This window comes from Nostoc sp. MS1 (assembly GCF_019976755.1).
GTDB lineage: Bacteria > Cyanobacteriota > Cyanobacteriia > Cyanobacteriales > Nostocaceae > Trichormus.
Map to the genome: position 1 here is coordinate 4,456,430 of NZ_AP023441.1, position 24,725 is coordinate 4,481,154.

Here is a 24,725-nt window from a genome sequence, read left to right on the forward strand (position 1 = left end):
TGACATTAAGAATGATTTCTTGCATCTTAAACTGGAAGGCTTGAATCGAAAAAGACAGTACCACAACATGGGGGAAAGTCAACATTCAAGCAACGAGACTATGCAGATGTAAAGGGTGCAGGCGGGTAAGGGTTTCGATTTACCCCATACCCTTCCCTATACAATTACAAAAACCTTTAAATTTTCATTACTCATGCGTCAACCCTAAAGGTCTCTGTTGAATACTTTGTGGTATTGGTTGTATGGAATTAACTTTTCTTTAAATTACTTCACCTGTGTTTATGATGCTGAATCCTTGGTTGACTCCGAGCCATTTTGTCATGCTGGGGTTACAATTAACTTTCGCGATCGCCCATAGTGGCGGTGCGGCACTGCGCCCTTGGGCAGAAAAGTACATTGGGCCAAGGCTTTATCGCATTGTTTTTGCATTAGTCAGTTTACCTTTGGCTGTCATATTGATTGTTTACTTTTTTAATCACCGTTATGATGGCTTACGACTATGGCAGGTACAGGAAGTACCGGGTGTAAAAGAAGTAGTTTGGTTGCTCTCAGCGATTTCGTTTTTATTTTTGTACCCTGCCACTTTCAATCTACTAGAAATTGCTGCCATTCAAAAGCCCCAAGTACACTTGTATGAGACGGGAATTATACGCATTACCCGCCATCCCCAAATGGTCGGGCAGGTTATTTGGTGTGTTGCTCATACTCTGTGGCTAGGTACAAGCTTTACCCTGGTGACATCTTTAGGGTTGATTCTGCACCATATATTTGGTGTTTGGCATGGCGATCGCCGTTTAAGTAACCGTTATGGCGAAGCCTTTGAAATTGTCAAACAACGCACATCAATCATTCCCTTTGCAGCAGTTATTGATGGTCGTCAATCTCTCAAATGGCAGGAATTTCTTCGTCCTGCTTATTTAGGCGTGGCTATCTTTGTCGCTTTATTATGGTGGGCGCACCCTCTGTTACTTGTAGCGACTAGTAGGCTAGACTGGTAGTTTTGCATGATCCCCACTATCACAAGAAAATCCTAACTCAATGAAAATTTCTACTTATCAATTGCTACAAATCAATGTAGGATAAATGGAAACAGCTGTTAGTGGGGGTGTGCTGATCCGTTTTTAAACTTTTATAGTGGTATGTTACCAAGCAATAAAATCTCTTGGGGAGTATTCGCCAAGCAGTCAAAATACTCTCTCCAGCAGAAATAATTGCGAGGCTAACCGCCTAAAATCAATTTTTAGAATCTCCTACTTTTTTCCCAATTAAAAGCAAAGTTGAAAGACAGCAGCTATAAAACCTTAACTAGCTTGCTAACTTCTTCTGCTGATAGCTAGTTTGATAGTAAAACCCTATAGGTCTAGAAGCGTCATGGTGTTGTCGGTTAGTGAGCGGACATTTACTCAAGAAGTTTTAGAATCTCCAGTTCCGGTTTTAGTAAATTTTGAAGCGCCTTGGTGTGGGTTGTGTCGCATTATCCACCCCCTGTTACTTCAGTTTCAGTCTCAATGCGGCGAACAAATTAAATTAGTTAGGATCAACGCTGACGAAAATTTTAAACTTTCTAATACCTATCGCCTAAAGTCCTTGCCCACACTACTTTTGATTGAAAATGGCATAGTTCGCCATCGTCTAGAAGGATTTCGTGGCAGAGACGACCTCAGGTTGGCTTTAGAAGAAATCAAACTCAGCTATACCAACCGTCCCAAAGCTTACAGTAGTTCTAAAGCAGCAGATTTAGAATGTCAGACTGTGTAATGGGAAGTTGGGGACTAGGGAGTGGGTACTGGGTTAAATTGTTTCTCAGTTCCTACTGCCTACTCCTTGTTTCTTATTCCTCAAATCTAAAACCATGCTTAATACCCCACCCAATTGTTATCGGGTGGGGTATTTTATCCTCAAGGGTGTGTGTCACAATTATTAACAGTTCCGACAAGTTAGTCAAGAATCCTAAAAGTACCCGTCAGTGATGGAAGTAATCTATGAATATGCCTGGCTAATTCCAGTATTGCCGCTTTTAGGGGCGATGCTGGTCGGTGTCGGCTTAATTTCGTTCAATCAGACGACAAACCGCCTGCGGCAGCTCAACGCTGTTTTAATCATTTCCCTCATGGGTGCAGCCTTGGGTTTGTCGTCGGCCTTGCTGTGGAGTCAACTCCAAGGACATCCAACTTATCTCCGCACTTTAGAATGGGCCGCAGCAGGCAATTTTCACCTGAGTATGGGCTATACCGTTGATAATCTCACAGCTTTAATGCTGGTGATTGTCACATCGGTAGCATTCCTAGTCATGGTTTATACCGATGGCTACATGGCTCATGACCCAGGCTACGTCAGATTTTATGCCTATCTGAGCTTGTTTGGCTCCTCAATGTTGGGTTTAGTAGTCAGCCCTAACCTAGTCCAGATTTATATTTTCTGGGAATTGGTGGGGATGTGTTCTTACCTACTGGTGGGCTTCTGGTACGATCGCAAATCAGCAGCAGATGCAGCCCAAAAAGCCTTTGTGACCAACCGTGTAGGTGACTTTGGGCTACTGCTGGGTATATTGGGGCTGTATTGGGCAACAGGCAGCTTCGAGTTCAACATAATGGGCGATCGCCTAGCCGAACTCGTACAGACAGGTTCTATCAGCAATTTCCTAGCTGTACTGTTTGCCATTTTGGTCTTCCTCGGCCCAGTGGCTAAATCTGCTCAATTTCCCCTCCATGTCTGGCTACCAGACGCGATGGAAGGCCCTACTCCCATTTCTGCCTTAATCCACGCGGCAACAATGGTGGCGGCTGGGGTTTTCCTCGTTGCCCGGATGTACCCAGTATTTGAACACGTTCCTGCCGCCATGAACGTGATTGCCTTTACAGGGGCATTTACGGCATTTTTGGGCGCTACCATTGCGATTACCCAAAACGACATCAAGAAAGGCTTGGCTTACTCCACCATCTCCCAGCTAGGTTACATGGTGATGGCAATGGGAGTAGGCGCTTACAGTGCAGGATTATTCCACCTCATGACCCACGCCTATTTCAAGGCGATGCTGTTCTTGGGTTCCGGTTCTGTAATTCATGGCATGGAAGCAGTTGTGGGTCACGACCCGGCTTTAGCGCAGGATATGCGCTTGATGGGCGGCTTGCGTAAGTATATGCCTGTAACTGGATTGACATTCTTGATTGGTTGCTTGGCAATTGCCGGGATTCCTCCCTTTGCTGGTTTCTGGTCAAAAGATGAAATTCTCGGTGCTGCGTATGCCTCTAATCCATTTCTGTGGTTTATTGGTTGGGTAACTGCTGGAATCACTGCTTTCTATATGTTTAGAATGTATTTCTCAACATTTGAAGGCAAATTCCGGGGTACTGACGAGAAAATCAAGAACAAGCTGCTAAAAGCTAAATCAACCCTTCTCGAAATAGATACGCCAGAACTCGCGCCAACTTTTGGCCCTGGAGCAATGAAGAAAGGCGAATTAGCTGCTACCGATGGTCATCATGATGGTCACGGTCATCACAGCAGTTCTCCCCATGAGTCGCCCTGGACTATGGCTTTACCGTTGGTAGTTTTGGCGATACCTTCAATTTTTATTGGTTTGGTAGGTACACCCTACAACAATTATTTTGAAAGGTTCATCTATTCGCCTACTGAAAGCCTGGCGGAAGTTGTAGAAAAAGCGGCTGAATTTGATCCCCATGAGTTTTACATCATGGCGGGTAGTTCAGTTGGTGTTTCCTTAATTGGGATTACCTTAGCTTCCTTGATGTATCTACTGCGGAAGATTGATCCGGCGGCGATCGCAGACAAAATCAAGCCACTCTACGAACTATCACTCAACAAGTGGTATTTCGATGACATTTACCATCGTGTATTTGTGCTTGGTTTACGCCGTCTTGCTAGACAAGTTATGGAAGTTGACTTCCGGGTAGTTGATGGTGCTGTTAACTTGACAGGCTTCTTCACCCTCGTCAGTGGTGAAGGTCTGAAATATCTGGAAAATGGTCGGGTTCAATTCTACGCCTTGATTGTATTTGGGGCGGTTTTGGGCTTAGTTATCTTTTTCGGTGTTACCTGATTTTTAATAGTAAGGGGTGGGCGCTTGTCTGCCCCTAAGTTTTTTTAAGAGTCTAAATTTAGACTCATTTTTTTTCTTAAAAATTTATTTACAAAGTAAAAATAAAATTCCGGTAGGGTGTGTTAGGCGCGTATGTCGAGATGATTTGTTATGAAAAACAGCATCTAAACGCCTAACGCACCTTTTATATGGCGGTTCTACTTACTGAATATTTATGTTATAAATGATTTTTCCTATCACAGTAATTCAATATTTAAGTCTTCGTTTGTATCATCGAGCGGCTTAAACACAATACTGATTTGAAAAATAAATGTGATCAATGGATAGAGAATATCCAAATACCAATAAGCTGTTTCTATCTTCAAGCCTAAAATCCAAAATAGAAAATATCAAAACTTCCCTTGAGAATAGTTTGACATAAAAATTTAGAGTTTAAATTTTATAAGAAATCAAAAATATGAATGAGGAATCTGGATTTTCAGTTAGTAAGCCCGTTAAGTTTTGGAACAAGAGTATTAATGCTGATTTTAAAGAATTATTTAAGTCTCTAGGTAAAGCTGGAATAGATGGCGTTTTAGGTAACTGGGCAGAGGTAGCTAAAGGTTTTTTAGAAGCTACAGCAGCACTTGGACTAGCAGATAAACTTGAAGAAATCGCTTGGTTATTGATTTATCGTTCTTTAACACAGGCACTATTTGATTTAGTAGAAGGTAACAAAGAGCTATTAATTCAACAACCAAATCCGAGCGATTTTGAATTATTATGTGACACACTCAACGAAACTTTAGAATCTAAAGAAGTACGTATTGATCAACAATTTTTTAGTAATCCCAAAAATTTATCTATCATTCAATATATACAAACAGCTTTAATTGATTGGCTAAAATATTTTATTGTTAACGAAAATCAAGCAACAACGATAAGTTATCGTCTGCCCACATATTTTATTTTCTCTCTACATAAAGAATGGTCAAAGCATCCAGACAAGTATGCTTGTTTAAAAGAAGAAATAAACACACCATTTACTAAAGCTGCTGAAAAAGAACAAGCATGGCAGCTTTATTTAGCATGGTTACAAAAGCAGGTAGAAGAACCTATATTTGATGAAGCATTTGGATTAAAACAAGTTTATGTCCCCCTACGCGCCTACTATCAGCGACGAATTGAAGCTAAAAGAGATGATGATTTAGCTTCGAGGGACAGAGATGATCATAACTATGAACGAATAGTTATTGATTTAGAACATGAATTAACAACTTGGTTAGAAAAAACTGATTATGATGATGCTATTCGAGTAATTAGTGGTGGGCCTGGTAGCGGTAAATCTTCCTTTGCTAAAATCTTTGCTGCTAATCAAGCTGAAAAAGAACAACCAGTATTATTCGTACCCTTACATCAATTTGAACCATCTGATGATTTAGTCGATGCTGTGGGTAAATTTGTTCGTGATGATGGGTTTCTTCGCTATAATCCACTAGAAAAAGATAAATCAGAACCAGAGTTATTAATTATCTTTGATGGTTTAGATGAATTAGCTATGCAAGGCAAAATTGCAAGTGAAACTGCTCAACAATTTATTCGGGAAGTACAGAGAAAAGTAGAGCGATTTAATGATCGTGGTGAAACTCGCTTAAAGGTATTAATTAGTGGTAGAGAATTGGTCATCCAAACCAATAGCAGCGACTTTCGCAAACCGCAACAAATTTTACATATTCTCCCCTATTTTGTGAATGAACAAGAGAGAAATAATTATATTGATAAGCAAAACTTGTTAGAGAAAGATCAAAGGCAGGATTGGTGGCAAAAATATGGCATGGCTAGTGGTCGGCAATATTCTGGTTTACCCGAAGAATTGAATAAAACAAATCTCACAGAAATTACTACCCAACCTTTGCTTAATTATTTAGTTGCTTTGAGTTATGTAAGAGGGAGAGTCGATTTTTCTCAAGAAGATAGTAACCTCAATCTTATTTATGAAGATTTGTTGAAAGCAGTATATGAGCGTGGTTGGGAACGACATAAGCATCGAACACTACAAGGCATTGAGGAGAAAGATTTCATCCGAATTTTAGAAGAAATTGCTCTTGCTTCCTGGCATGGAAATGGACGTACTACCACGGTGAGGGAAATTGAAACTCATTGTAACAGTGGTGGTTTAAAAAATCTGTTAGAAAATTTTCAAGAAGGAGCGAAATTAGGTGTAACTCGTCTTTTAGCTGCTTTTTATTTCCGTCAAAGTGGCACTAATATTCAAGGAGATAAAACTTTTGAATTTACTCATAAGAGTTTTGGTGAATATTTGACAGCGAAACGTATTGTTAGGGAAGTTAAACTTATCCATAAAAAACTGGAAGACCGCAAATATGATCCCGATGAAGGATGGGATGACAAAGATGCTTTAACGCGCTGGGCAATTCTTTGTGGTGCATCTCCTATGGATGAGTACATTTTTAAGTTTATACTTGATGAAGTACGTTTACAAAATATATCTGATGTGGGGAGATGGCAAGAGAATTTATCTCACCTGATTGGTGTTATGTTGCGTCACGGAATGCCAATGGAGCGGTTGAGTCCTAGACCTGATTTTCAGGAAGAAAACCAACAGGCTCGAAATGCAGAAGAAGCATTGTTAGTAGTCTTGAATGCTTGTGCGAGAGTAACAGAAAAAGTGTCAACAATTAAATGGGATTTTACAGATACTTTTGGAACATGGATTTCCAAAATTCAAGGACAAAGAATAGGCCCTGAAAATGCGCTCATCATGAGTTGTCTTAGCTTCTTAAATTTGTCAGAATGTATTTTGCATATAAAAGACTTTTATAGGGCGAATCTTGAAAATACAAATTGTTGTAATACAGGTCTTGTTTTTGCAAATTTTTGCTTTGCTAAATTGAGAAAAATAAATTTACAAAAGGCAGATATTCAAGAGGCAAATCTTCAACGGGCAAATCTTCAAGAGGCAAATCTTCAACGGGCAAATCTTCAAGGCGCAAATCTTCAACGGGCAAACCTTCAAGACGCAAATCTTCAAGGCGCAAATCTTCAATGGGCAAATCTTCAAGGCGCAAATCTTCAAGGCGCAAATCTTAAAGAAACAATACTTGAAGGTAAAGATTTAACACATTTGACTCATGATAAAGATTCAGACTCAAGTGATAGCAACTCTCAGCCTTAATGTCTCAATTAGCCAAAGTCTAACTCCCTTCCAGTCAAAGATTAATATAAATTTCCTTCTTTGCTTCTTTGCGACTTTGCGTGAGCATAAAAATTATTTTTTAATATCATCCCAAAGTTCTGAAACTGGGAAAGTTTATCCTACTTTTGCTTGTCTCACGGACTCTTGCAAATAAGCTAATATTTGTGGTTTAGGCTCTTGTTCATCAATTCAAGCTAAACTGCTAAATTCATCAGAGTTAACAGAACTTACCAACTGTTGCCAAAGTTCTATAGGCACAAGTACATCTGTTGTCTCTCCGTCTGCATTAGTAACATAACGAATCTGACTTTTCATTTGTGCCATCATCTCCTGTCATGCTTTTTTGACAACTACCCAATAGCATGATGTATTCTAGTAATGCCTGGGTTGTAATAGGCGATCGCATCAGTACAATTTTCCTTCAACAGCTTTCTTTAGAGATTATTTTTAAATTACATTTTGTAACAGGTATTTGACCTCGCTACAGAACCCGCCGTTTATAGAAATAGAGGGCTAAAAACCCTCGCTCGAAAATACCAATTTGATTAAATCAACCTAACAATAAATGCCAAATCGTCAAAAAGCTGCTAGTTAATAAGCTAGTGGCTTTTTGGCAAACATGAATTTAATAGCAGACGAATTGTGATGAATACAGCTAATTTCCCGTGGCTGACGACGATTATTTTATTCCCAATAGCCGCGTCGCTACTGACTCCCATTATTCCCGATAAGGACGGTAAAACCATCCGTTGGTACGCCCTTATCGTCGGGTTAATTGACTTCGCCCTGATTGTTTACGCATTTTCTACCCAATACGACTTCAACAATCCAAACTTGCAATTGGTGGAAAGTTACCCTTGGGTTCCACAATTGGATTTGAACTGGTCTGTGGGGGCAGATGGCTTGTCTATGCCCCTAATTCTTTTGACTGGGTTCATCACTACCCTAGCCACCTTAGCAGCCTGGCCTGTGACCTTAAAGCCCAGGCTATTTTACTTTTTACTGCTGGCTATGTATGGCGGTCAAATAGCAGTGTTTGCTGTACAGGATATGCTGCTGTTTTTCTTGGTGTGGGAATTGGAACTTATTCCCGTTTACCTGCTGCTGGCAATTTGGGGTGGTAAAAAGCGGCAATATGCAGCCACAAAGTTTATTTTGTATACGGCTGGCGGTTCGCTGTTTATTTTAATCGGCGCTTTGACAATGGCATTTTATGGCGATACAGTCACCTTTGATATGCGATCGCTTGCAGTCAAAGATTACGCCTTGAATTTCCAATTGTTAGTGTACGCTGGTTTCCTCGTTGCTTACGCTGTCAAGTTACCAATCATTCCCCTACACACTTGGCTACCAGATGCCCACGGTGAAGCTACAGCCCCCGTACACATGTTGCTGGCTGGTATTCTGCTGAAAATGGGTGGTTATGCCCTAATTCGCATGAATGCAGGCATATTACCTGATGCCCATGCTTTATTTGCACCTGTACTGGTGATTTTGGGTGTAGTGAATATTATCTACGCCGCCTTAACATCCTTTGCCCAGCGTAACCTGAAGCGGAAGATTGCCTACTCCTCAATTTCCCACATGGGATTCGTGGTCATTGGCTTTGCCTCCTTCACCGATTTAGGATTAAGTGGGGCAGTGTTACAAATGGTATCCCACGGCTTAATCGGGGCGAGTTTGTTCTTCCTTGTCGGTGCAACCTATGACCGTACACACACCTTGATGTTAGATGAAATGGGTGGTGTCGGTAAGCGGATGCAGAAGATTTTTGCTATGTTCACTACTTGTTCAATGGCTTCCTTAGCATTGCCAGGTATGAGTGGTTTCGTAGCAGAATTGATGATATTTGTCGGCTTTGCTACCAGCGATGCTTATAGCCCTACATTTAAGGTCATCGTGGTATTTTTAATGGCAGTTGGGGTGATTTTAACTCCCATTTACCTGCTGTCAATGTTGCGGGAAATATTCTACGGTCAAGAAAACGAAGAATTAGTTTCTCATCAAAAACTAATTGATGCCGAACCCCGCGAAGTCTTCATTATTGCTTGTTTGTTAGTCCCAATTATTGGTATTGGTTTCTATCCCAAACTGCTGACTCAGGTGTATGACTCTACAACAGTACAAATGACAGCAAGGTTGCGTGATTCTGTACCAACTTTGGCGCAGGAAAAACGTCAAGCAGCAGAAGTTTCTTTAAATACACCAGTAATTGGTAATTAACTGGTAGTTAATCATTTTTACCTATATTCTTGTAAGAGTGGGTTACACACCTGCTCTTTTTTACATATTTGTGTACGGAAACAGATTTTTCATAACAGCTACAACTAACTAAAAATAAATAAAATTTTTTATTAAAGTTAAGACAAACGAAAATTATACTTAGAGAATAGAACTTATGTTAAACTACAACCCGTTACACTGTTTACCATCGTCTGAAGAACTAACCGATTCTGATGATACGCCTGTGGATAATGAAATACAAGATTTAATTCCTAGTTTGCTGAAAGCTACGCTGGCTTTAGATTGGTCAGATCGTTGGGATTGGTACTTTGGTGTAGATATGGGTATATACTATGACCCAAATAAGCCAGCTATTGTACCAGATGGTTTTCTCAGCGTTGAGGTTAACCGTTTTATTGATGGAAATTTACGCCTGAGTTATGTACTCTGGGAAGAGAAAAAGCCCCCAGCTTTAGTTTTGGAAGTTGCTTCGCCAAAACATTTAGGAGAATATAGTACTAAGAAAGAATTGTACGCCAAAGAGCTAGGTGTTTTGTACTACGTTGTATACAATCCTTTTCGGCGTAAAAAATCACCTCTAGAAGTTTATCGATTAGAAAATGGGGAATATATCCTCATGTCAGGAAATCCCATTTGGCTACCAGAAATTGGTTTAGGAATTGGGCGAGAACGAGGGATTTATCAAGGTATAGCGCGGGAATGGTTGTACTGGTATAACGAGGAAGGGGAAAAGTTGCTTACCCCCGAAGAACGTATTGTAGAAGCAGAACAACTAGCAATGCAGGAAGCGCAGCGTCGTCTAGAAGCTGAAGCACAAGTGCAAGTATTGAGGGAACGGTTGAAATCTTTGGGTTATGAACCTGAAACCATAGTATAAAAAACTGCCAAAAATGTTAATTGGTTTGCTGATAAGGGAATTATGTAAATAAACTAACCCTTTCATAGTACATTCTCTGTGTGACGGACACTTTGCTCAAGTCGGCAGAGCCGCCCACGCAAGTGTCCTCCTCTGTGTCTCTGTGGTGAAAAACCTTTAAACACACAGGCTCAGAGAATTATATTTTTCGGTGAAAGGGCGAGTTCTCTAAATTTTTATCTTCAAACCAAGCATGGATGTAAAATTAGGATTCGGCTCTATCCCCAAGCCTCAATATGTTTTTGTTAGCAGAGAAACTGACCATTGTTGGTATATGCTCTCAGATGATGCTAAATCAATTCCTATTTATGACCGTGCTTTAACAGGCGTAATTACCGGAATTGAGGTTAATAAGAAAATTGAAACTTCTTATGGGGAAGCTGGAAAAACTGATTTGCATATATTAGCGGATAAACCTTATGTCATCCGTTCAGGTAGCGAGTCTTATTTTTCTAAAAGTTTATTACTAGCACTTGATGTCATTACATGGGAGCAGTTGCGTCATCCTTTAACTATTGCAGTAAGTCCTGGCGAGAAAACAATTGTTTTTTGTACAATTTATAATCCTGTTACTTACCGTTCTGTAGATATTAGTTGGGATGGACACAAGGAAATAGATTGGCAAGTTTTGGGACAAAAGGTTAGTCTGAAGATTAATGGGATTCAGAGTGTAAATCAAGTGTCTGAAAATAGAGATGTTTTTATTGCTCAAACTGACACGTATTTAGCTCAATTAAATTGGAGTCCAGAAAAGGGGAAGGAATTTTTACAGCAAAAATATGGTAAAAAATCGCGTCAACTTCTCTCTGATACTGAATTGGTGGAGTTTACTAATTATTTGCGATCGCAATTATCTAGGAGTTAGTTTTAAAACGCGGAGGAGCGCAGAGGTTAGCGCGGAGGTACGCGGAGGATTTACCCACTAAGGTTGTCTGTTGAGACTGGGTGTAAGGGTTTTGAAGACTTACACCCTTTACCCTTATACCCTTCTCATAGGTTTAGGTAGTTGTGAACGATGTTTAATATACGTTCGGCTGCGTGTCCGTCACCAAAAGGGTTTATGGCATTAGCCATTGTATTGTAAGCTACGGGATTACTTAGGAGTTCACTGGCAGCAGAGGCGATGGTTTGGCTGTCAGTACCAACGAGTTTGGCTGTACCTGCTGTAACGGCTTCTGGTCTTTCTGTGGTTTCCCTTAATACTAGTACTGGTTTACCCAGGCTTGGGGCTTCTTCTTGTAAGCCACCAGAATCAGTTAGTAAGAAATGCGATCGCCCAATCGCACCTACTAATTCACCATAATCTAGGGGTTCTGTTAAAAATACCCGTGGATGATTGCCTAATAATGCTTGCAGGGGTTCGCGGACTGTGGGGTTACGGTGTAAGGGTAAGAGTAAGGCTGTGTCAGGAAATTTATCTAATATTTGTAGGAAGCCTTGGGCGATAGCTTGTAGTGGTTCGCCCCAATTTTCCCGACGATGCACGGTAGCGAGTAGTACACGATATTCATTCCAGTTTAAACCAGTTACATTACAAGCTGGGGCATTAGCGGCTACGTATAATAAAGCATCTATAACGGTATTACCAGTTAAGTGAATTTCCCCTAAAACACCGGAACGCTGTAAGTTTTCTACCGCCAAGGTTGTTGGTGCAAAATGTAGTTGGGTGATTTGCGAAATTAACCGTCGGTTTGCTTCTTCGGGATAAGGGTTAAATAAATCATCGGTTCTTAACCCAGCTTCTACATGACCTACAGGAATTTTTTGGTAAAAGGCTGCTAAACTTGCCGCAAAGGCGGTTGTTGTATCTCCTTGTACTAGAATTAAATCCGGCTTACTTTTGATAAATAATTCTTCCAAACCTCGTAAACTGCGACAAGTAATATCACTCAGAGATTGTTGAGGCTGCATAATCTCTAGGTCATAATCTGCCTTGAGGTTAAATAACTGCATCACCTGTTCAACCATCTCACGGTGTTGTCCAGTGAGAATCACTTGTAAATCAAAGTCTGGAGATTTTTGAAAGGCTTGTATTACCGGAGCTAGTTTAATTGCTTCCGGGCGGGTTCCTAAGATGATGCAAACTCGTTTTTTAGTCATTAGTCATTAGTCATTAATCATTGGTAAGTATCATAACTAATGACTGATAATGTCACCAATTGATAGTTGATAATTGATAATTGACAATTATTTTATTCAAGGTTTAAAACCTTTGTTTTCAAAGAGAAAAAATAAAAAAGTTCCTATTCTCCAATTTTCTCACTTCTAACGAGAGGTAATTGTCAATTGTCAATTGTTAATTGTCCATTGTTGACAGTCCTAACTCTTCAGGAAAACCCAGCATGATGTTGAGGTTTTGAACGGCTGCACCTGATGCGCCTTTGCCTAAATTGTCGAGACGCGCAATTAGTAGGGCTTCTTTGGTGTTGTCGTTAGCAAAGACGAAGATTTGCACAATATTAGTGCCGTTAACTGCGATAGCATCTAAAAATGTCCCGTCACGTAACAGGCTAGCATCTTTAAAGGGAGCTACTTGGACAAATTTTTCCCCTTGGTAATATTGGGCGATCGCTTGATAAATTTCCTCACCTGAAGGCGGATGATCTAATGTCCACAGGGGTAAGGGTATTTGTACCAACATTCCCTGCTCAAAGTCACCCACAGCAGGGACAAACAATGGCGGTGATGCTAATCCAGAATGCTGGTGCATCTCTTTAACGTGTTTATGCCCAAACTGTAAACCATAGATACCCAAAGGATAATCTGAGGTTACTGCTTTTTGCTGCTCATGAAAGCTATCATATTTCCGAATCAGATTCTTACCACCACCAGAATAGCCAGACACCGCATTAATTGTTACAGGAAAGTTAGCAGGAAGAATACCTTGAGTGATTAATGGACGGATACAAGCTAAAAATCCTGTAGGATAACATCCTGGATTGCTGACAAATTGAGCATTAGCGATTTTCTCACGCTGTCCTGGGTTGAGTTCTGGAAAACCATATACCCAACCTTCAGCCGTGCGGTAGGCTGTACTCGCATCTAGAATCTTTACCCCATCACTGTTAACCAAGCTAACAGCTTCCCGCGCAGCATCATCGGGTAAACAAAGTATGGCTAAATCAACAGAATTAAGTAATTTTGCCCTTTCTTCCGCATCCTTGCGCTTTGATGCTTCGATACTAACTAGCTCAATATCACCTCGTTGGCTGAGGCGGGAGTAAATCTGTAAGCCTGTAGTTCCCGATTCCCCATCAATAAAAATCTTTGGTTTATTCATAATGGCTTCAGCATTCGTATACTGAATTTTAACTTACTCTGCTTCATCCTCTGGCACTTGAACGTCTGCCAATAGTTCATAACTCATCGTCTAATTCATTTACATAATAATGCTCTGTACAGTTTTCAAGAACGCAGTCCTTGCTGTTGTAATATTTCTTTTGCCCAGATAGTATCACTTTCTCGCAGGGGTGGGACTGGCTCACGAGTATAATCTATCGCTAAATCAAAGCCGGCGCGATCGTATACGCCATGTATTAATCCTTGTAAGTCTACGACTGGTTCTGTATCACCCCGACGTAAAGGTAATAAAAAAGCTGGTATCGGTTCCGGTAATTGAAAAGGGTAAAGCTCTGCTTGAGGACGATAATTGCTACGACTGACTAAAATCCGGTAATCAGACTCTATTTGCTTACCTAAAATCGGCATAGGTTCACCAGTACGTAACAAGTCAATTTCTACCAAATGCGTCAAGCTACCTAATACCTGCTGACGTTTGCTTTCATAAGCTTTTCTTCCCTCACCAGGACGCTTGTTTTTTGGAGAAAGCACTTCAATTGCCGTGACAACTTCCCCTGTTCCCACTTCTCGCACCTCTAAATATCCCTCGCGTACTTCCTCTGGTATGGGAAGGTTAACAGTAAGGGGTTTCGCTGGTGGTGAAGCAACAGCAATATTTAAAGCTTCTGGTTGTGTATTTGCTAGAGAACGTCCTATGACAACATCCGGTATCCCAACTAAAACAGAATTTTCATCTGTCATTTGATACACTCGTTTCTCTACTGCTACTCGGTATTTTGGACGCAGTTGAGGAATTAATAATTCCGCAATTGCCGTAATTATCCAATGATGAACTTCAGGCCAAAGATCAGGATTTTCAAAGTAGGGATTCATCCCTGGAAACGGTGAGGGCATAGGAAAAAAATGATGGAATGCTTATTGCTAATCCTAGCAATCTACTATGCCTTACAATTTTGCTTATAAAAACTATATTGTTATTCTTAGCATGCGCAATGCACAAACTTGGTATATTGTCAAGCGTAATATTGGTAATTGCGAAATTATCCCCGGTGAAGAAGTTGGGGAAGGTAATTCAGATGTGGTTGAACAGTGGGGGCCTTTTGATTCACGAGAGGAGGCGATCGCTCGTCGCATCGGGTTAATTAGATCGGGCAAGTGCCAACCGCAGTAATATTGGTGAGTAGAAATCTCAGTTATCAGATGATGTTAACTGATAACTGATAACTGATTGACCTACTTTTTCTCAGCCGTTGGTGTACCCTTAGCAGCAATCTGTTTACCCAAGACCTCTACTGCTTTAGCAAATTGCTGATCCTCTAGTGTACCGAGTTTGTCGCGATCGCGCAGCCATAGTTGTTGGCGTTGGGCATCAGTTAATTCCACTTTCACATCTGGATCGATGCCATGCTTGTTAATATCTCTATCGTTGGGTGTGAGGTATTTAGCGATTGTTACAGCCAAGCCTGAACCATCATCTAGAGGACGGACTGATTGCACCAAACCCTTACCAAAGGTTTGAGTACCCACAATAACAGCACGCTTGTTATCCTGGAGTGCGCCGGAAAGAATTTCACTTGCACTGGCTGAACCTTTATCTACCAAAATTACTAACGGCTTTTCGGTCAAGGCACGTCCATTTGCTACTTCACGTTCTCGCACGCCTTGACGGTCAACAGTGGAAACGATTGTACCTTTATCGATCCACATACGGGCAATCTCTACGCTGGAGAAAAGTAAGCCACCAGGATTACCACGTAAATCGAGGACATAACCAGCTACTTGTTTCTTTTCTAAATTGCTGATGGCATCCTGCATCTCTTTGCTAGCATTAGCGCTGAACTGGTTGAGACGAATGTAGCCAAGTTTGCCAACAGGAGTTTGCTTCTCAGAATAACGAACCGGATGAATTTCAATCCGCGCCCGTGTAATTTTAAACTGTTTTTCTTGATTGTTGCGCTGAATTGTCAAGGTTACTTGTGAGCCAGCTGCACCTCGGATTAAAGATACTGCTTGGTTAGTATCCATCCCTTTGGTGCTTTTGCCATCAATTTGGAGGATGACATCCTTAGCTAATATTCCGGCTTTAAAAGCTGGTGTATCTTCAATGGGGGCAATTACGACTAATTGCTTAGTTTTTTCATCTTGGCTAATGGTGATACCGATACCTGTAAGTTCTCCAGAGGTATCCACCTGCATATTCTTAAATTCCTCTGGGTCCATAAACCGGGTATACGGATCATTTAGCTTCTTCAGCATTTCCCGTATGGACTTATAAGCTTCCTGCTGATTACTGTAGGACTTATTCAAGTATTCCTTACGAACAGCCTGCCAATCCACTTGGTTAAAAGTACCGTCTACGTATTGGCGCTGAACGATTTGCCAAACTTCATCTACTAATTCCTTGGGACTTGCTTTAAATAAAGCTTGACCGCGAGAGTGAATGCCAAGGCTAGTAACTGCGATCGTAGAGAGTGTTACTGCCGTAGCACCCAAAACAAGCCTACTTTTTGTAATCACCATATAATGACAGTTGCGTCAGAGGAAAAAATTTATAGTCGGTATGCTCAATCTAACACAGGGTAAACTGTAAAGACCGAGTATGTAGTCCTAACTTCATCAAAATACCTCAGAATCCGGTGAGGTAGCTGATTGTTGTTTACAGAAAGTTTATTAAGGGGAGTGGGGGGGAGAGAAGATAGTAAGGGGAGTAGGGGGAGATGAGGGAGATAATAATTTACTTATGCCTCCTGCTTTCTCTAAGGGTCTACCCAACGGCCGTCTGCCTTAATTAAGTCAATCAACTCTTCTACGCCTTTGTCTTCTGGGACTTTTTTGATTTCTTCTCTGCCACGGTATAAAGAGATGAAGCCTGGGGTTTTGCCTACGTAACCATAGTCAGCATCAGCCATTTCTCCAGGGCCATTAACAATACAACCCATAACGGCAATATCTAATCCAGTGAGGTGCTTGGTGGCCTCTCGGACTTTGTGTAATACTTCCTCTAAGTTAAATAAGGTGCGTCCACAGGAAGGACAAGCTACGTATTCCACCATTGTTTTCCGCAAACCTAAAGCTTGCAGAATGCTGTAACAGACCGGGATTTCTTTTTCTGGTGCTTCTGTTAAGGAAACTCGGATGGTATCCCCAATACCATCTGCTAATAATGTGGCAATACCGGCTGTGGATTTAATTCTGCCATATTCGCCATCGCCTGCTTCTGTGACTCCCAAGTGTAAGGGGTAGTCCATGCCTAAATCATCCATACGTTTGGCCATGAGGCGATAGGCGGCTACCATTACGGGAACTCGTGAGGCTTTCATGGAGATGACGATATTACGGAAGTCTAGAGATTCACAGATGCGAATAAATTCTAAGGCGGACTCTACCATTCCTTCTGGAGTATCGCCGTAGGTAAATAACATTCTCTCAGCTAGGGAACCGTGATTGACACCAATACGCATCGCTTTACCTTGGTCGCGTAAGGAAATTACCAATGGTGCTAGAGTTTCGCGGATTTTTTCGCCAATTTCTTCAAATTCGGCTTGAGTATATTCGGTTCTATTAGGGTTTGGTTTTTCAAATACGTATAAACCCGGATTAATCCGTACTTTTTCTATGTGCTTGGCAACTTCTAATGCAATTTTCATGCCGTTGTGATGCACGTCAGCAACAATCGGTACATCTTGGTAAGTCTTGATGAGTTTTTGTTTAATTTCTCCCAAGGCTACCGCATGAGCGATACTAGGTACTGTCACTCGGACGATTTCACAGCCAACTTCGTGTAAACGTCGAATAGCCGCTACAGAACCATCAATATCTAGGGTGTCTTCGTTGATCATCGATTGCACCACTACAGGATAGCCACCGCCGATGGTGACATTTCCTACTTTGACTGGACGGGTTTTACGGCGTTTGATTTTGGTGTCAAAGGTGGGCTGACTTGTTGTGTTAGTCGAGGTTGAAGGATTCGGCAGGGTTTGCATAACCTTATAAGTGAATTTGCTGTCGTTAAAGTATGAAATTTAAAAGTGTCTGTTTTTCAGATTGCCACAGTCAGGGCTTTTTTGAACGATATGATGAAAAAAATAAGATGAAGCAAGGTTAACAAGCTCAACTATGGTGCTTTTGTTGATTCCTTACTCCACAATTATTCAATAAATTTGCCTCTAAGTTGTAATTTATATAAACAAGAACTCAATGGTACTGATTGAGTGAAGGCAATAAATATTTCGATATATTTTGTTAATCTATAGGCGAAGTGGGCGATCGCCCACTTCGTTGGTTACATTAGAGCGGAAATTAGGCTAGCCGATGCCTGTACTAATCATATAGATGTAATATGAGCAATCAAATAACGGTGCAATCATCTACTATACCGCCTTACTTTAACCCTGCCAAAGTCGGCGAAGTCTGGCGCGTACCTTATCAAGAACGAGCAGCCGAAGCAGAAGCATGGGCAAAAGAACATAATGTTCCACCAGCCGCTTTTGATCAAAAGCGCATTTGTCTATTGTTAATAGATGTGCAGAACACTTTCTGCATCCCTGGATTTGAATTATTTGTTGGTGGTCAATCGGGTAATGGTGCAGTAGATGATAACCGCCGAATATGTGAGTTTATTTATCGTAATTTAAACACGATTACTAAAATTATTCCTACGCTCGATACTCACACTACCATGCAGATTTTTCATCCAATATTTTGGGTGAATCATTTAGGTGAACATCCCACACCATCAGCTACTAGTATTAGTCTAGCAGATGTAGAAAAACGGATTTGGAAAGTTAATCCAGATGTAGCGAATAGTTTGACTGGTGGCAATTATGAATTATTAGAAAAACACGCTTATCATTATGTCAAGCAACTTAGTCAAGATGGTAAATATCCTTTAATTATTTGGCCTTATCACTCAATGTTGGGTGGTATTGGTCATGCTTTAGTTGCTTCAGTTGAAGAAGCAATATTTTTCCATTGTATTGCCCGTCAAAGTCAAACTCAATTTGAAATTAAAGGTGATAATCCTTTTACAGAAAATTATTCTATTCTGCGTCCAGAAGTCTTGGTTAGTTTTGATAACAATCCTTTAGCTCATAAAAATCATCAGTTGATTCAGCAACTTTTAGAATATGATACTGTAATTATTGGTGGTCAAGCTAAAAGTCATTGTGTAGCCTGGACAATTGATGATTTACTAACAGAAATTAAACAGGTAGATGCTGCACTTGCCCAAAAAGTCTATCTACTAGAAGATTGTACTTCGCCTGTTGTTGTGCCGGGGGTTGTAGATTACACACAACAAGCCAATGAAGCGTTTACTAGATTTCAAGCAGCAGGAATGCACATTGTTAAATCTACTGAATTGATTGAAAATTGGCTAATCTAAGACTTCTATCTGCATCAAAGCTTGAAACTCATCTGTATGACGTATTATATCAAAGTCAGGGTCATTTTCGGCTGCGGCAATGAAGGTAGCATCACCAAAATTTATAGCTTGTTGTAAGTTTTTTATAGCCGACTCTACATGACCTTGTAAGGCATAACAGCAGGCTATATTATAAAATGTATCAGCGTCATTAGGGTTGACTTCTAAAGCTTGGTTGTAACTAGCGATCGCTTCCTCATAAAGAGCTAATTCATGTAAAATAATGCTGCGGTTTTGCCATGCAGCGAATTTGTCATCTAAAAGTGTAATTGCTTGTTCGCAAGAGTTAAGAGCTTCTTCTATTCGACCAAAATGAATTAATACCCTAGCCCATTCGTACCAAGCAACTTCACCTTTATTGTTACACTTAAGGGCATTTTCGTGACTGGCGATCGCTGCTGTTATATTGCCTATTTGCTCTAAAGCTTCCCCTTTATATGACCAAATTTCACAGGCATCTGGTTTAAGTTCCAATGCTTTTTCATAACTAGTAATTGCTTCAGAATAACAGGTTAAACTTTCTAATACCTTGCCGCGTTCACGCCAACTGATATAATCTTCAGGGTTAATTTCTAGCAACTTTTCATAACTTGCTAGAGCTTCATCATAACAACCCATCTCAAATAACATGCCACTTCGTTCATGCCATACTGCACAACTATTAGGGTCAATTTCTAAAGTTTTATTGTAGCTGGCAAGGGCTTCCTCATAGTGACCTAATTGATATAAGGCAAAGCTTCTATCCCACCAAACATCGTAATCATCAGGTTTGATATTTAAGGCTTGTTGAAAACTCAACAAAGACCCATCATAATCACTGAAACGTTCTAACTGAACTTGTCCCAAACGATGCCAAGCTGAGAAATTATTAGGTTCAATTTTTAAAGCATTGTCAAAGCTAGTAAGTGCGGCGGCTGTGGCTTCCGCATTGTCTAACAAAAAGAAATTCCAGCCGCGCTCAGTCCAAGCATCTGAGGAATCTGGTTGTATTTCTAAAACTTGATTAAAGCAGGCGATCGCTTGTTCGTATTCTCCAGTTTGGGTATGCTGTAACCCCTGATTAAATAAAAATTCAACTTCTGAATTGATGCTTTGGCTCATAAAATTTTTTAACTATCCCCTGTCTCATTATTTAAGCGATCGCCTAACTTTGTTATGGTTTCAAATAATCTTTAGGATTTTCTGCCACCCATCCTAAAGATGAACTAGTACGCACTTCAAAATGGAGATGGGGTTGTTTGCTTGTTGGTTGTCCAGTAGTGCCAACAGTCCCCAAAACTTGACCTTTCTTGACTAGCTGACCGACTTTAACATTTATGCTGTCAAGATGGGCGTAGCGGCTTTGTAGCCCGCCATCGTGGTTGATAATGACCAAATTACCGTAAGTACCCTGTTCCTTAGCAAAAACTACCTTACCAGATGCGATCGCTACAACAGGCGTTCCCACAGCTGCTAACAAGTCCACCCCACTGTGGAAGAATACTTCACCTGTATTTGGGTTAATTTGCCAGCCATAAGGCAACCCTATTTCCGCAGCTTGAGAAAAAGGATAGCCAGCTAACCTAACAGCAGCAGTTGCAGTAGAAGGTCTAGGAGACTGAGTAAAGGAACCGTTAGGCGACCAATTAACCCCAGGCACAAAGACTATTCTGGGGTTGCTTTGACAGCCGTTAACTTCAAATAAAGTATCAGGACGAACCTTAAATTTTGTCGCTACTTGTCGCCAAGTTTGACCTTGAGGTACTTCCACTACAACCCCATTGTAGGGAGGAATTTGTAGTTCACTGCCGACAGTCGGGGAAGAACCATCGTGGAGAGATGGGTTCATCCCAATCAGCGTTTCCGGGCTGAGGTTGTAGCGTTGAGCTATTGTGACCAACGTATCACCACGAACTACTTTATGGCGCTTGAATCGAGATAAAGCCGAAACCGGACAAACCGCCTCAGCAGCATTAACTCTGTTCAATTTGGGCAGGATGGTGGTCAGTCCAATAGTGCTGACTAAACTACAGAGTAAAAGCAGACGGTAGGAAACTGTCATGTTTACAAGTTCTGAAAACCTTAATTCTAGATTTTAGTTTGGGAATTGGGGAATGGTGAGGAGATGGGGGAGATGAGGGAGAGTAACTATGGACTGTTGACTAATGACTAATGACTAATGACCAATAACTAATGACTATTGTTAAATTTACCTGTCCAGTTGCAGATTGCTTGACTACACTTAGAAATTAGCAACTGCATTGCTGTCCTTGAGTGTAGTCATTATGAATTTATCCCTAAAGCAACTGGCCGTTTATCTGTCTCTACTTGTAGTTGGAGGTAGTGCAGGTTTGTTAGGCAGTCGCTATCTACTTCCTCAAAATCGCTCGTTCCAACAACTGAGAAATGTTACGACGGCTTTGCCCTCAGAATCTGTTGCGCCTAATCCTGTAACTGGTTCTGTGGCGAATGCTGGGGGAGATAATGTAAATTTTATTGCTAGTGCGGTACAAAAAGTTGGGCCGGCTGTGGTGCGGATTAATGCCACCCGTAGAGTCGCCAATCCTATTTCTGAGGCGTTAAAAAATCCTCTTTTGCGGCGTTTTTTTGGTGAAGATGAAGAACCACTTCCTCAAGAACGAATCGAACGGGGTACAGGTTCAGGATTTATTTTAAGCGCCAACGGGCAATTGTTAACTAATGCCCATGTAGTAGCTGATACAGATACTGTACAAGTAACTCTCAAGGATGGTCGGACTTATGAGGGGAAGGTTGTAGGGGTTGATACTGTTACAGATGTGGCTGTGGTGAAAATTCCTGGAGAAAATTTACCTACGGTGAAGTTGGGTAATTCTCAAAATTTGATTCCGGGACAGTGGGCGATCGCTATTGGCAATCCTCTAGGTTTAGATAATACTGTAACTATCGGTATTATCAGCGCTACAGACCGCACCAGCGCCCAAGTTGGTGTGCCTGATAAACGAGTTAGCTTTATTCAAACTGATGCCGCAATTAATCCTGGTAACTCTGGTGGGCCTTTATTAAATGCTCAAGGGGAAGTAATTGGCATTAATACGGCTATTCGTGCTGATGCTCAAGGGCTTGGTTTTGCTATTCCCATTGAAACAGCCGCCCGTGTTGCTAATGAGCTTTTTACTAAGGGGCGTGTGGAACATCCCTTTTTGGGTATTGAGATGACGGACTTATCTCCCACCAAAAAGCAGCAAATCAATACTGAAAATCAGTTAAATATTCAACAAGACACTGGCGTTGTCATTAAAAGTGTCCTGGATGATTCCCCAGCCAAAAAAGCAGGGCTGCTCCCTGGTGATGTGATTCAGAAAATTAATGGTAAAACTGTTAAAACCTCAGCCCAGGTGCAAAAATTAGTAGAAGCCAGCACAGTTGGAGATATTCTTGCCGTTGAGGTTAACCGCAGTGGCAAAATTATCAGTTTGAAGGTGCAGTCGGGGGTTTATCCGAAACGGTAGTCAGTTGACAGTTGACCGTACTAATTTTAGATTTTAGATTTTAAATTTTGGATTATTTTTGGTTCAAGCCCTGCCCCTAGTGGGCAGAACAAATCGCGCTGCTTCGTCAATCCAAAATCTCCAAGCTGCATCGCCTTGTGGGTGCAGTCAATCCAAAATCGTCAATCCAAAATCTAAAATTGTTTGACAGTTGACATTAGCCCGTAGTTAATGGGCTAATGTCAACTATGGACTATGGACTATTGACTGTTGACTATTAACCGTTGGATAAATGGTCTAGCTGCATTCTTTGTTCCATTTGGCGTAGGAAGTAACCAGTCATCATTGCTGATGCTAATAGACCCGCTAGGTTTTCTTTGTCTGTGGTAATTTGGACATTGAAATTCTCGGCGGGGAGCATTCCCACTAACCCTTGGACGTTTTGGGAAATAATCTGTTTAATTTCCGGGCTGACAGACTGAGCGACGCGGGCTAGAACTTCTGGAGACTGATGTTGTAGATAATTAAGTAACTGATTTGGGTTTTCCCCAAAGTTATCAGAAAGAAGTTGGTTAGGGTGTTCTTCGGAATTGTCGTTTAAGAAGTCAGGATCAAACACCATTGGCAATTTTTTTTAGCTTAGTTGCTAATTCTACTTTAAACCATAGTACAAGGGTAGTGCTTGAGTCGGTTGACAGTTGACAATTGACAATTGACAGTTGACAGTTATCAAAATTATTTCCACTGTTCACTGTTCACTGTTCACTGCCCCTACGGCTAGGTCTAGTTCTAGTTGCTGTTCTTTTTGTTCACTGTCGAGGAGTTGGGGAAGTTGTTCTATTTGGAAGTATTGATGAAATTTTGGTGTTACTTGTAGTGAATAGGAACGAGATTCATTATCGCGGCGTTTGCGGACGAAGCCGAGTTCGACTAGTTCGGGAACGTGTTGATATACACCAGAACCTCGCAGGTTAATTAAATCGCTTTGCAGGATGGGGCTGTTGAGGGCGATCGCAGCTAGTGTCCGCAATGCTCCTAGTCCTAATTCTACGGGAATCAGCGTTTGCACTAAATCTTGGAAGTCTGTGCGCAGTTGCAGGCTGTAACCATCGGGGGTTTCTACAACTTCCAAGGCGCTATCTCGCCGGGCATAGCTGTCCATTAGTTCGATGATGCCTTCTTCAACGGTAGCGCGATCGCAGGCGGCATACTCGGCAATTTCCCCGGCTGATAAGGGTTTACCCTTCAAATAGAGAATTGCTTCTATCTTAGTCGCTGTGGCTATGGTCATAATTCAAATTCAAAATACCCTGCGGGAAGCTAAAGCTACAAAATTCAAACTTGAAATTTTGAATTTCCCTCTTGAATTTCCCATGAGATTGGATAAAGGATACTTAATAAATGTGTGGGATTATACACGTTTAATTAAGATAAGTCAAGTAGATAATTTTTGTCCCTACTTTCTACTGCTAAGGATAAATTCAGCGATCGCCAAATCTTGAGGAGTGGTAATTTTTAAATTTGTTTCCTCACCTTCCACAATTCGCACTTCGATACCGCACTTCTCAAATAAAGCAGCATCGTCTGTCACTTCCCAACTTTGGCGAACACCTTCAGCGTGGCATTGTTTGAGCAATTCAACGTTAAATCCTTGGGGGGTTTGTGCTGCCCAAAGATTGCGTCGGTCTGGTGTACTTTGAATTATGCCACTTTCTTCCACAACTTTAATCGTGTCTTTTACCGGGACAGCCGCAATTAAACCAGAACATTGACGAATGGCTTGGGCGCAGGAGTTGAGTAAATTTGGTGTTACCAAACATCTAGCGCCATCGTGAATTAAAACTTGCTCTGCGGTGGCTGGTAGCGCCTGTAAGCCGTTGTAAACAGATTCTTGTCTAGTGGAACCGCCAATAATCAATTCAACTGGCTTAGTGAGGCGTAAATTAGCGAGAATAGATTTAAAATCTGGCCAATCAATGGGTTGAGAGATAATGCCAATCCAGGTGATTTCGTCGGCTGCTTGTGCAGATAGGAGAGTCCAAGCGAGAATGGTTTGCGATCGCACTTTCAGTAAAAGTTTATTGCGATCGCTCCCCATTCTTTTGCCAACTCCGGCGGCGGGGATGAGTAAATACACT

At 41.2% G+C, this 24,725-nt stretch carries 21 protein-coding genes and 2 pseudogenes; 11 read left to right on the forward strand and 12 right to left on the reverse strand.

What is annotated here, in order from left to right; genetic code table 11:
* The first annotated feature begins 281 nt into the window (after positions 1-281).
* The 4 genes and pseudogenes from NSMS1_RS19325 to NSMS1_RS19340 form a co-directional block, all read left to right on the forward strand.
* Positions 282-998, forward strand: coding sequence for an NnrU family protein (locus NSMS1_RS19325; protein ID WP_224086391.1), 717 nt, complete (start codon positions 282-284; stop codon positions 996-998).
* 373 nt (positions 999-1,371) lie between these two features.
* Positions 1,372-1,758 (forward strand): thioredoxin family protein, encoded by a 387-nt coding sequence (locus NSMS1_RS19330; RefSeq protein WP_224086392.1) that lies wholly within the window; start codon positions 1,372-1,374, stop codon positions 1,756-1,758.
* Positions 1,759-1,969: 211 nt separating this feature from the next.
* On the forward strand, positions 1,970-4,060 hold the full coding sequence (locus NSMS1_RS19335; protein WP_224086393.1) for an NAD(P)H-quinone oxidoreductase subunit 5: 2,091 nt from the start codon (positions 1,970-1,972) through the stop codon (positions 4,058-4,060).
* Between the two features lie 457 nt (positions 4,061-4,517).
* A pseudogene (locus tag NSMS1_RS19340) lies at positions 4,518-7,019 on the forward strand (pentapeptide repeat-containing protein); the annotation flags it as partial.
* On the opposite strand, the gene NSMS1_RS35475 reads toward NSMS1_RS19340, so the two are convergent.
* Positions 6,966-7,091, reverse strand: coding sequence for a hypothetical protein (locus tag NSMS1_RS35475; protein WP_411908691.1), 126 nt, complete (start codon positions 7,089-7,091; stop codon positions 6,966-6,968). The pseudogene NSMS1_RS19340 and the gene NSMS1_RS35475 sit on opposite strands and share 54 nt — an antisense overlap.
* On the opposite strand from NSMS1_RS35475, the pseudogene NSMS1_RS35480 reads away from it, so the two are divergent.
* Positions 7,032-7,235, forward strand: a pseudogene (locus NSMS1_RS35480) (pentapeptide repeat-containing protein); the annotation flags it as partial. The gene NSMS1_RS35475 and the pseudogene NSMS1_RS35480 overlap by 60 nt on opposite strands.
* A 210-nt stretch (positions 7,236-7,445) precedes the next feature.
* Here the strand turns inward: NSMS1_RS35480 and NSMS1_RS35150 are convergent.
* Entirely contained in the window at positions 7,446-7,571 is a 126-nt protein-coding gene (locus NSMS1_RS35150; RefSeq protein WP_263432523.1) for a hypothetical protein, read from the reverse strand.
* A 330-nt stretch (positions 7,572-7,901) separates the two neighbouring features.
* Here NSMS1_RS35150 and ndhD1 point away from each other — a divergent pair, with 330 nt between their 5' ends.
* From ndhD1 to NSMS1_RS19355, 3 genes are all read left to right on the forward strand, one after another.
* The gene (gene ndhD1 / locus NSMS1_RS19345) at positions 7,902-9,479 is read left to right on the forward strand and encodes a photosynthetic/respiratory NAD(P)H-quinone oxidoreductase subunit D1 (RefSeq protein ID WP_224086395.1); all 1,578 of its coding nucleotides are present in this window, start codon (positions 7,902-7,904) and stop codon (positions 9,477-9,479) included.
* 175 nt (positions 9,480-9,654) lie between these two features.
* Complete coding sequence (locus tag NSMS1_RS19350; protein WP_224086396.1) at positions 9,655-10,377, forward strand: Uma2 family endonuclease; 723 nt, start codon at positions 9,655-9,657, stop codon at positions 10,375-10,377.
* Between the two features lie 232 nt (positions 10,378-10,609).
* On the forward strand, positions 10,610-11,281 hold the full coding sequence (locus tag NSMS1_RS19355) for a hypothetical protein (RefSeq protein WP_224086397.1): 672 nt from the start codon (positions 10,610-10,612) through the stop codon (positions 11,279-11,281).
* A gap of 125 nt (positions 11,282-11,406) precedes the next feature.
* On the opposite strand, the gene wecB is transcribed toward NSMS1_RS19355, so the two are convergent.
* The 3 genes from wecB to NSMS1_RS19370 all read right to left on the reverse strand — a co-directional run bounded on the left by wecB (position 11,407) and on the right by NSMS1_RS19370 (position 14,610).
* Positions 11,407-12,516: a non-hydrolyzing UDP-N-acetylglucosamine 2-epimerase gene (gene wecB / locus NSMS1_RS19360; protein WP_224086398.1), complete on the reverse strand. Its 1,110-nt coding sequence runs from the start codon at positions 12,514-12,516 to the stop codon at positions 11,407-11,409.
* Between the two features lie 196 nt (positions 12,517-12,712).
* Complete coding sequence (gene argC, locus NSMS1_RS19365) at positions 12,713-13,696, reverse strand: N-acetyl-gamma-glutamyl-phosphate reductase (protein WP_224086399.1); 984 nt, start codon at positions 13,694-13,696, stop codon at positions 12,713-12,715.
* 125 nt (positions 13,697-13,821) lie between these two features.
* Positions 13,822-14,610 (reverse strand): DUF4058 family protein, encoded by a 789-nt coding sequence (locus NSMS1_RS19370; protein ID WP_224086400.1) that lies wholly within the window; start codon positions 14,608-14,610, stop codon positions 13,822-13,824.
* Between the two features lie 91 nt (positions 14,611-14,701).
* Here NSMS1_RS19370 and NSMS1_RS19375 point away from each other — a divergent pair, with 91 nt between their 5' ends.
* Positions 14,702-14,887, forward strand: a complete 186-nt coding sequence (locus tag NSMS1_RS19375) for a DDE transposase family protein (RefSeq protein WP_224086401.1) — start codon at positions 14,702-14,704, stop codon at positions 14,885-14,887.
* A gap of 62 nt (positions 14,888-14,949) precedes the next feature.
* Here the strand turns inward: NSMS1_RS19375 and ctpC are convergent, their stop codons facing one another.
* Both ctpC and ispG read right to left on the reverse strand, forming a co-directional pair.
* Complete coding sequence (gene ctpC / locus NSMS1_RS19380) at positions 14,950-16,236, reverse strand: carboxyl-terminal processing protease CtpC (RefSeq protein WP_224086402.1); 1,287 nt, start codon at positions 16,234-16,236, stop codon at positions 14,950-14,952.
* Positions 16,237-16,472: 236 nt separating this feature from the next.
* Complete coding sequence (gene ispG / locus NSMS1_RS19385; protein ID WP_224086403.1) at positions 16,473-17,699, reverse strand: (E)-4-hydroxy-3-methylbut-2-enyl-diphosphate synthase; 1,227 nt, start codon at positions 17,697-17,699, stop codon at positions 16,473-16,475.
* Between the two features lie 356 nt (positions 17,700-18,055).
* On the opposite strand from ispG, the gene NSMS1_RS19390 reads away from it, so the two are divergent.
* Positions 18,056-19,099: an isochorismatase gene (locus tag NSMS1_RS19390; protein WP_224086404.1), complete on the forward strand. Its 1,044-nt coding sequence runs from the start codon at positions 18,056-18,058 to the stop codon at positions 19,097-19,099.
* On the opposite strand, the gene NSMS1_RS19395 is transcribed toward NSMS1_RS19390, so the two are convergent.
* Both NSMS1_RS19395 and NSMS1_RS19400 read right to left on the reverse strand, forming a co-directional pair.
* The gene (locus NSMS1_RS19395) at positions 19,091-20,239 is read right to left on the reverse strand and encodes a tetratricopeptide repeat protein (RefSeq protein ID WP_224086405.1); all 1,149 of its coding nucleotides are present in this window, start codon (positions 20,237-20,239) and stop codon (positions 19,091-19,093) included. The genes NSMS1_RS19390 and NSMS1_RS19395 overlap by 9 nt on opposite strands.
* Positions 20,240-20,291: 52 nt before the next feature.
* The gene (locus NSMS1_RS19400) at positions 20,292-21,179 is read right to left on the reverse strand and encodes a LysM peptidoglycan-binding domain-containing M23 family metallopeptidase (protein ID WP_224086406.1); all 888 of its coding nucleotides are present in this window, start codon (positions 21,177-21,179) and stop codon (positions 20,292-20,294) included.
* 223 nt (positions 21,180-21,402) lie between these two features.
* Between NSMS1_RS19400 and NSMS1_RS19405 the strand changes: the two genes are divergently transcribed.
* The gene (locus tag NSMS1_RS19405) at positions 21,403-22,608 is read left to right on the forward strand and encodes an HhoA/HhoB/HtrA family serine endopeptidase (protein WP_224086407.1); all 1,206 of its coding nucleotides are present in this window, start codon (positions 21,403-21,405) and stop codon (positions 22,606-22,608) included.
* Between the two features lie 256 nt (positions 22,609-22,864).
* On the opposite strand, the gene NSMS1_RS19410 is transcribed toward NSMS1_RS19405, so the two are convergent.
* The 3 genes from NSMS1_RS19410 to ispD form a co-directional block, all read right to left on the reverse strand.
* Positions 22,865-23,209, reverse strand: coding sequence for a DUF760 domain-containing protein (locus NSMS1_RS19410; RefSeq protein WP_224086408.1), 345 nt, complete (start codon positions 23,207-23,209; stop codon positions 22,865-22,867).
* 126 nt (positions 23,210-23,335) lie between these two features.
* Positions 23,336-23,878, reverse strand: a complete 543-nt coding sequence (gene scpB, locus NSMS1_RS19415) for an SMC-Scp complex subunit ScpB (protein ID WP_224086409.1) — start codon at positions 23,876-23,878, stop codon at positions 23,336-23,338.
* A 165-nt stretch (positions 23,879-24,043) separates the two neighbouring features.
* The gene (gene ispD, locus NSMS1_RS19420; protein WP_224086410.1) at positions 24,044-24,724 is read right to left on the reverse strand and encodes a 2-C-methyl-D-erythritol 4-phosphate cytidylyltransferase; all 681 of its coding nucleotides are present in this window, start codon (positions 24,722-24,724) and stop codon (positions 24,044-24,046) included.
* Between the last annotated feature and the right edge of the window lies 1 nt (position 24,725).

Coding starts and splice junctions, on each gene's coding strand:
- NSMS1_RS19355 (WP_224086397.1), top strand. CDS start 10,610: ATGGATGTAAAATTAGGATTCGGCTCTATCCCCAAGCCTCAATATGTT.
- NSMS1_RS19325 (WP_224086391.1), top strand. CDS start 282: ATGATGCTGAATCCTTGGTTGACTCCGAGCCATTTTGTCATGCTGGGG.
- scpB (WP_224086409.1), bottom strand. CDS start 23,878: ATGACCATAGCCACAGCGACTAAGATAGAAGCAATTCTCTATTTGAAG.
- NSMS1_RS19375 (WP_224086401.1), top strand. CDS start 14,702: ATGCGCAATGCACAAACTTGGTATATTGTCAAGCGTAATATTGGTAAT.
- NSMS1_RS19330 (WP_224086392.1), top strand. CDS start 1,372: ATGGTGTTGTCGGTTAGTGAGCGGACATTTACTCAAGAAGTTTTAGAA.
- wecB (WP_224086398.1), bottom strand. CDS start 12,516: ATGACTAAAAAACGAGTTTGCATCATCTTAGGAACCCGCCCGGAAGCA.
- NSMS1_RS35150 (WP_263432523.1), bottom strand. CDS start 7,571: ATGAAAAGTCAGATTCGTTATGTTACTAATGCAGACGGAGAGACAACA.
- ctpC (WP_224086402.1), bottom strand. CDS start 16,236: ATGGTGATTACAAAAAGTAGGCTTGTTTTGGGTGCTACGGCAGTAACA.
- NSMS1_RS19395 (WP_224086405.1), bottom strand. CDS start 20,239: ATGAGCCAAAGCATCAATTCAGAAGTTGAATTTTTATTTAATCAGGGG.
- ispG (WP_224086403.1), bottom strand. CDS start 17,699: ATGCAAACCCTGCCGAATCCTTCAACCTCGACTAACACAACAAGTCAG.
- NSMS1_RS19335 (WP_224086393.1), top strand. CDS start 1,970: ATGGAAGTAATCTATGAATATGCCTGGCTAATTCCAGTATTGCCGCTT.
- NSMS1_RS19400 (WP_224086406.1), bottom strand. CDS start 21,179: ATGACAGTTTCCTACCGTCTGCTTTTACTCTGTAGTTTAGTCAGCACT.
- NSMS1_RS19370 (WP_224086400.1), bottom strand. CDS start 14,610: ATGCCCTCACCGTTTCCAGGGATGAATCCCTACTTTGAAAATCCTGAT.
- argC (WP_224086399.1), bottom strand. CDS start 13,696: ATGAATAAACCAAAGATTTTTATTGATGGGGAATCGGGAACTACAGGC.
- NSMS1_RS19390 (WP_224086404.1), top strand. CDS start 18,056: ATGAGCAATCAAATAACGGTGCAATCATCTACTATACCGCCTTACTTT.
- NSMS1_RS19350 (WP_224086396.1), top strand. CDS start 9,655: ATGTTAAACTACAACCCGTTACACTGTTTACCATCGTCTGAAGAACTA.
- NSMS1_RS19410 (WP_224086408.1), bottom strand. CDS start 23,209: ATGGTGTTTGATCCTGACTTCTTAAACGACAATTCCGAAGAACACCCT.
- NSMS1_RS19405 (WP_224086407.1), top strand. CDS start 21,403: ATGAATTTATCCCTAAAGCAACTGGCCGTTTATCTGTCTCTACTTGTA.
- ndhD1 (WP_224086395.1), top strand. CDS start 7,902: ATGAATACAGCTAATTTCCCGTGGCTGACGACGATTATTTTATTCCCA.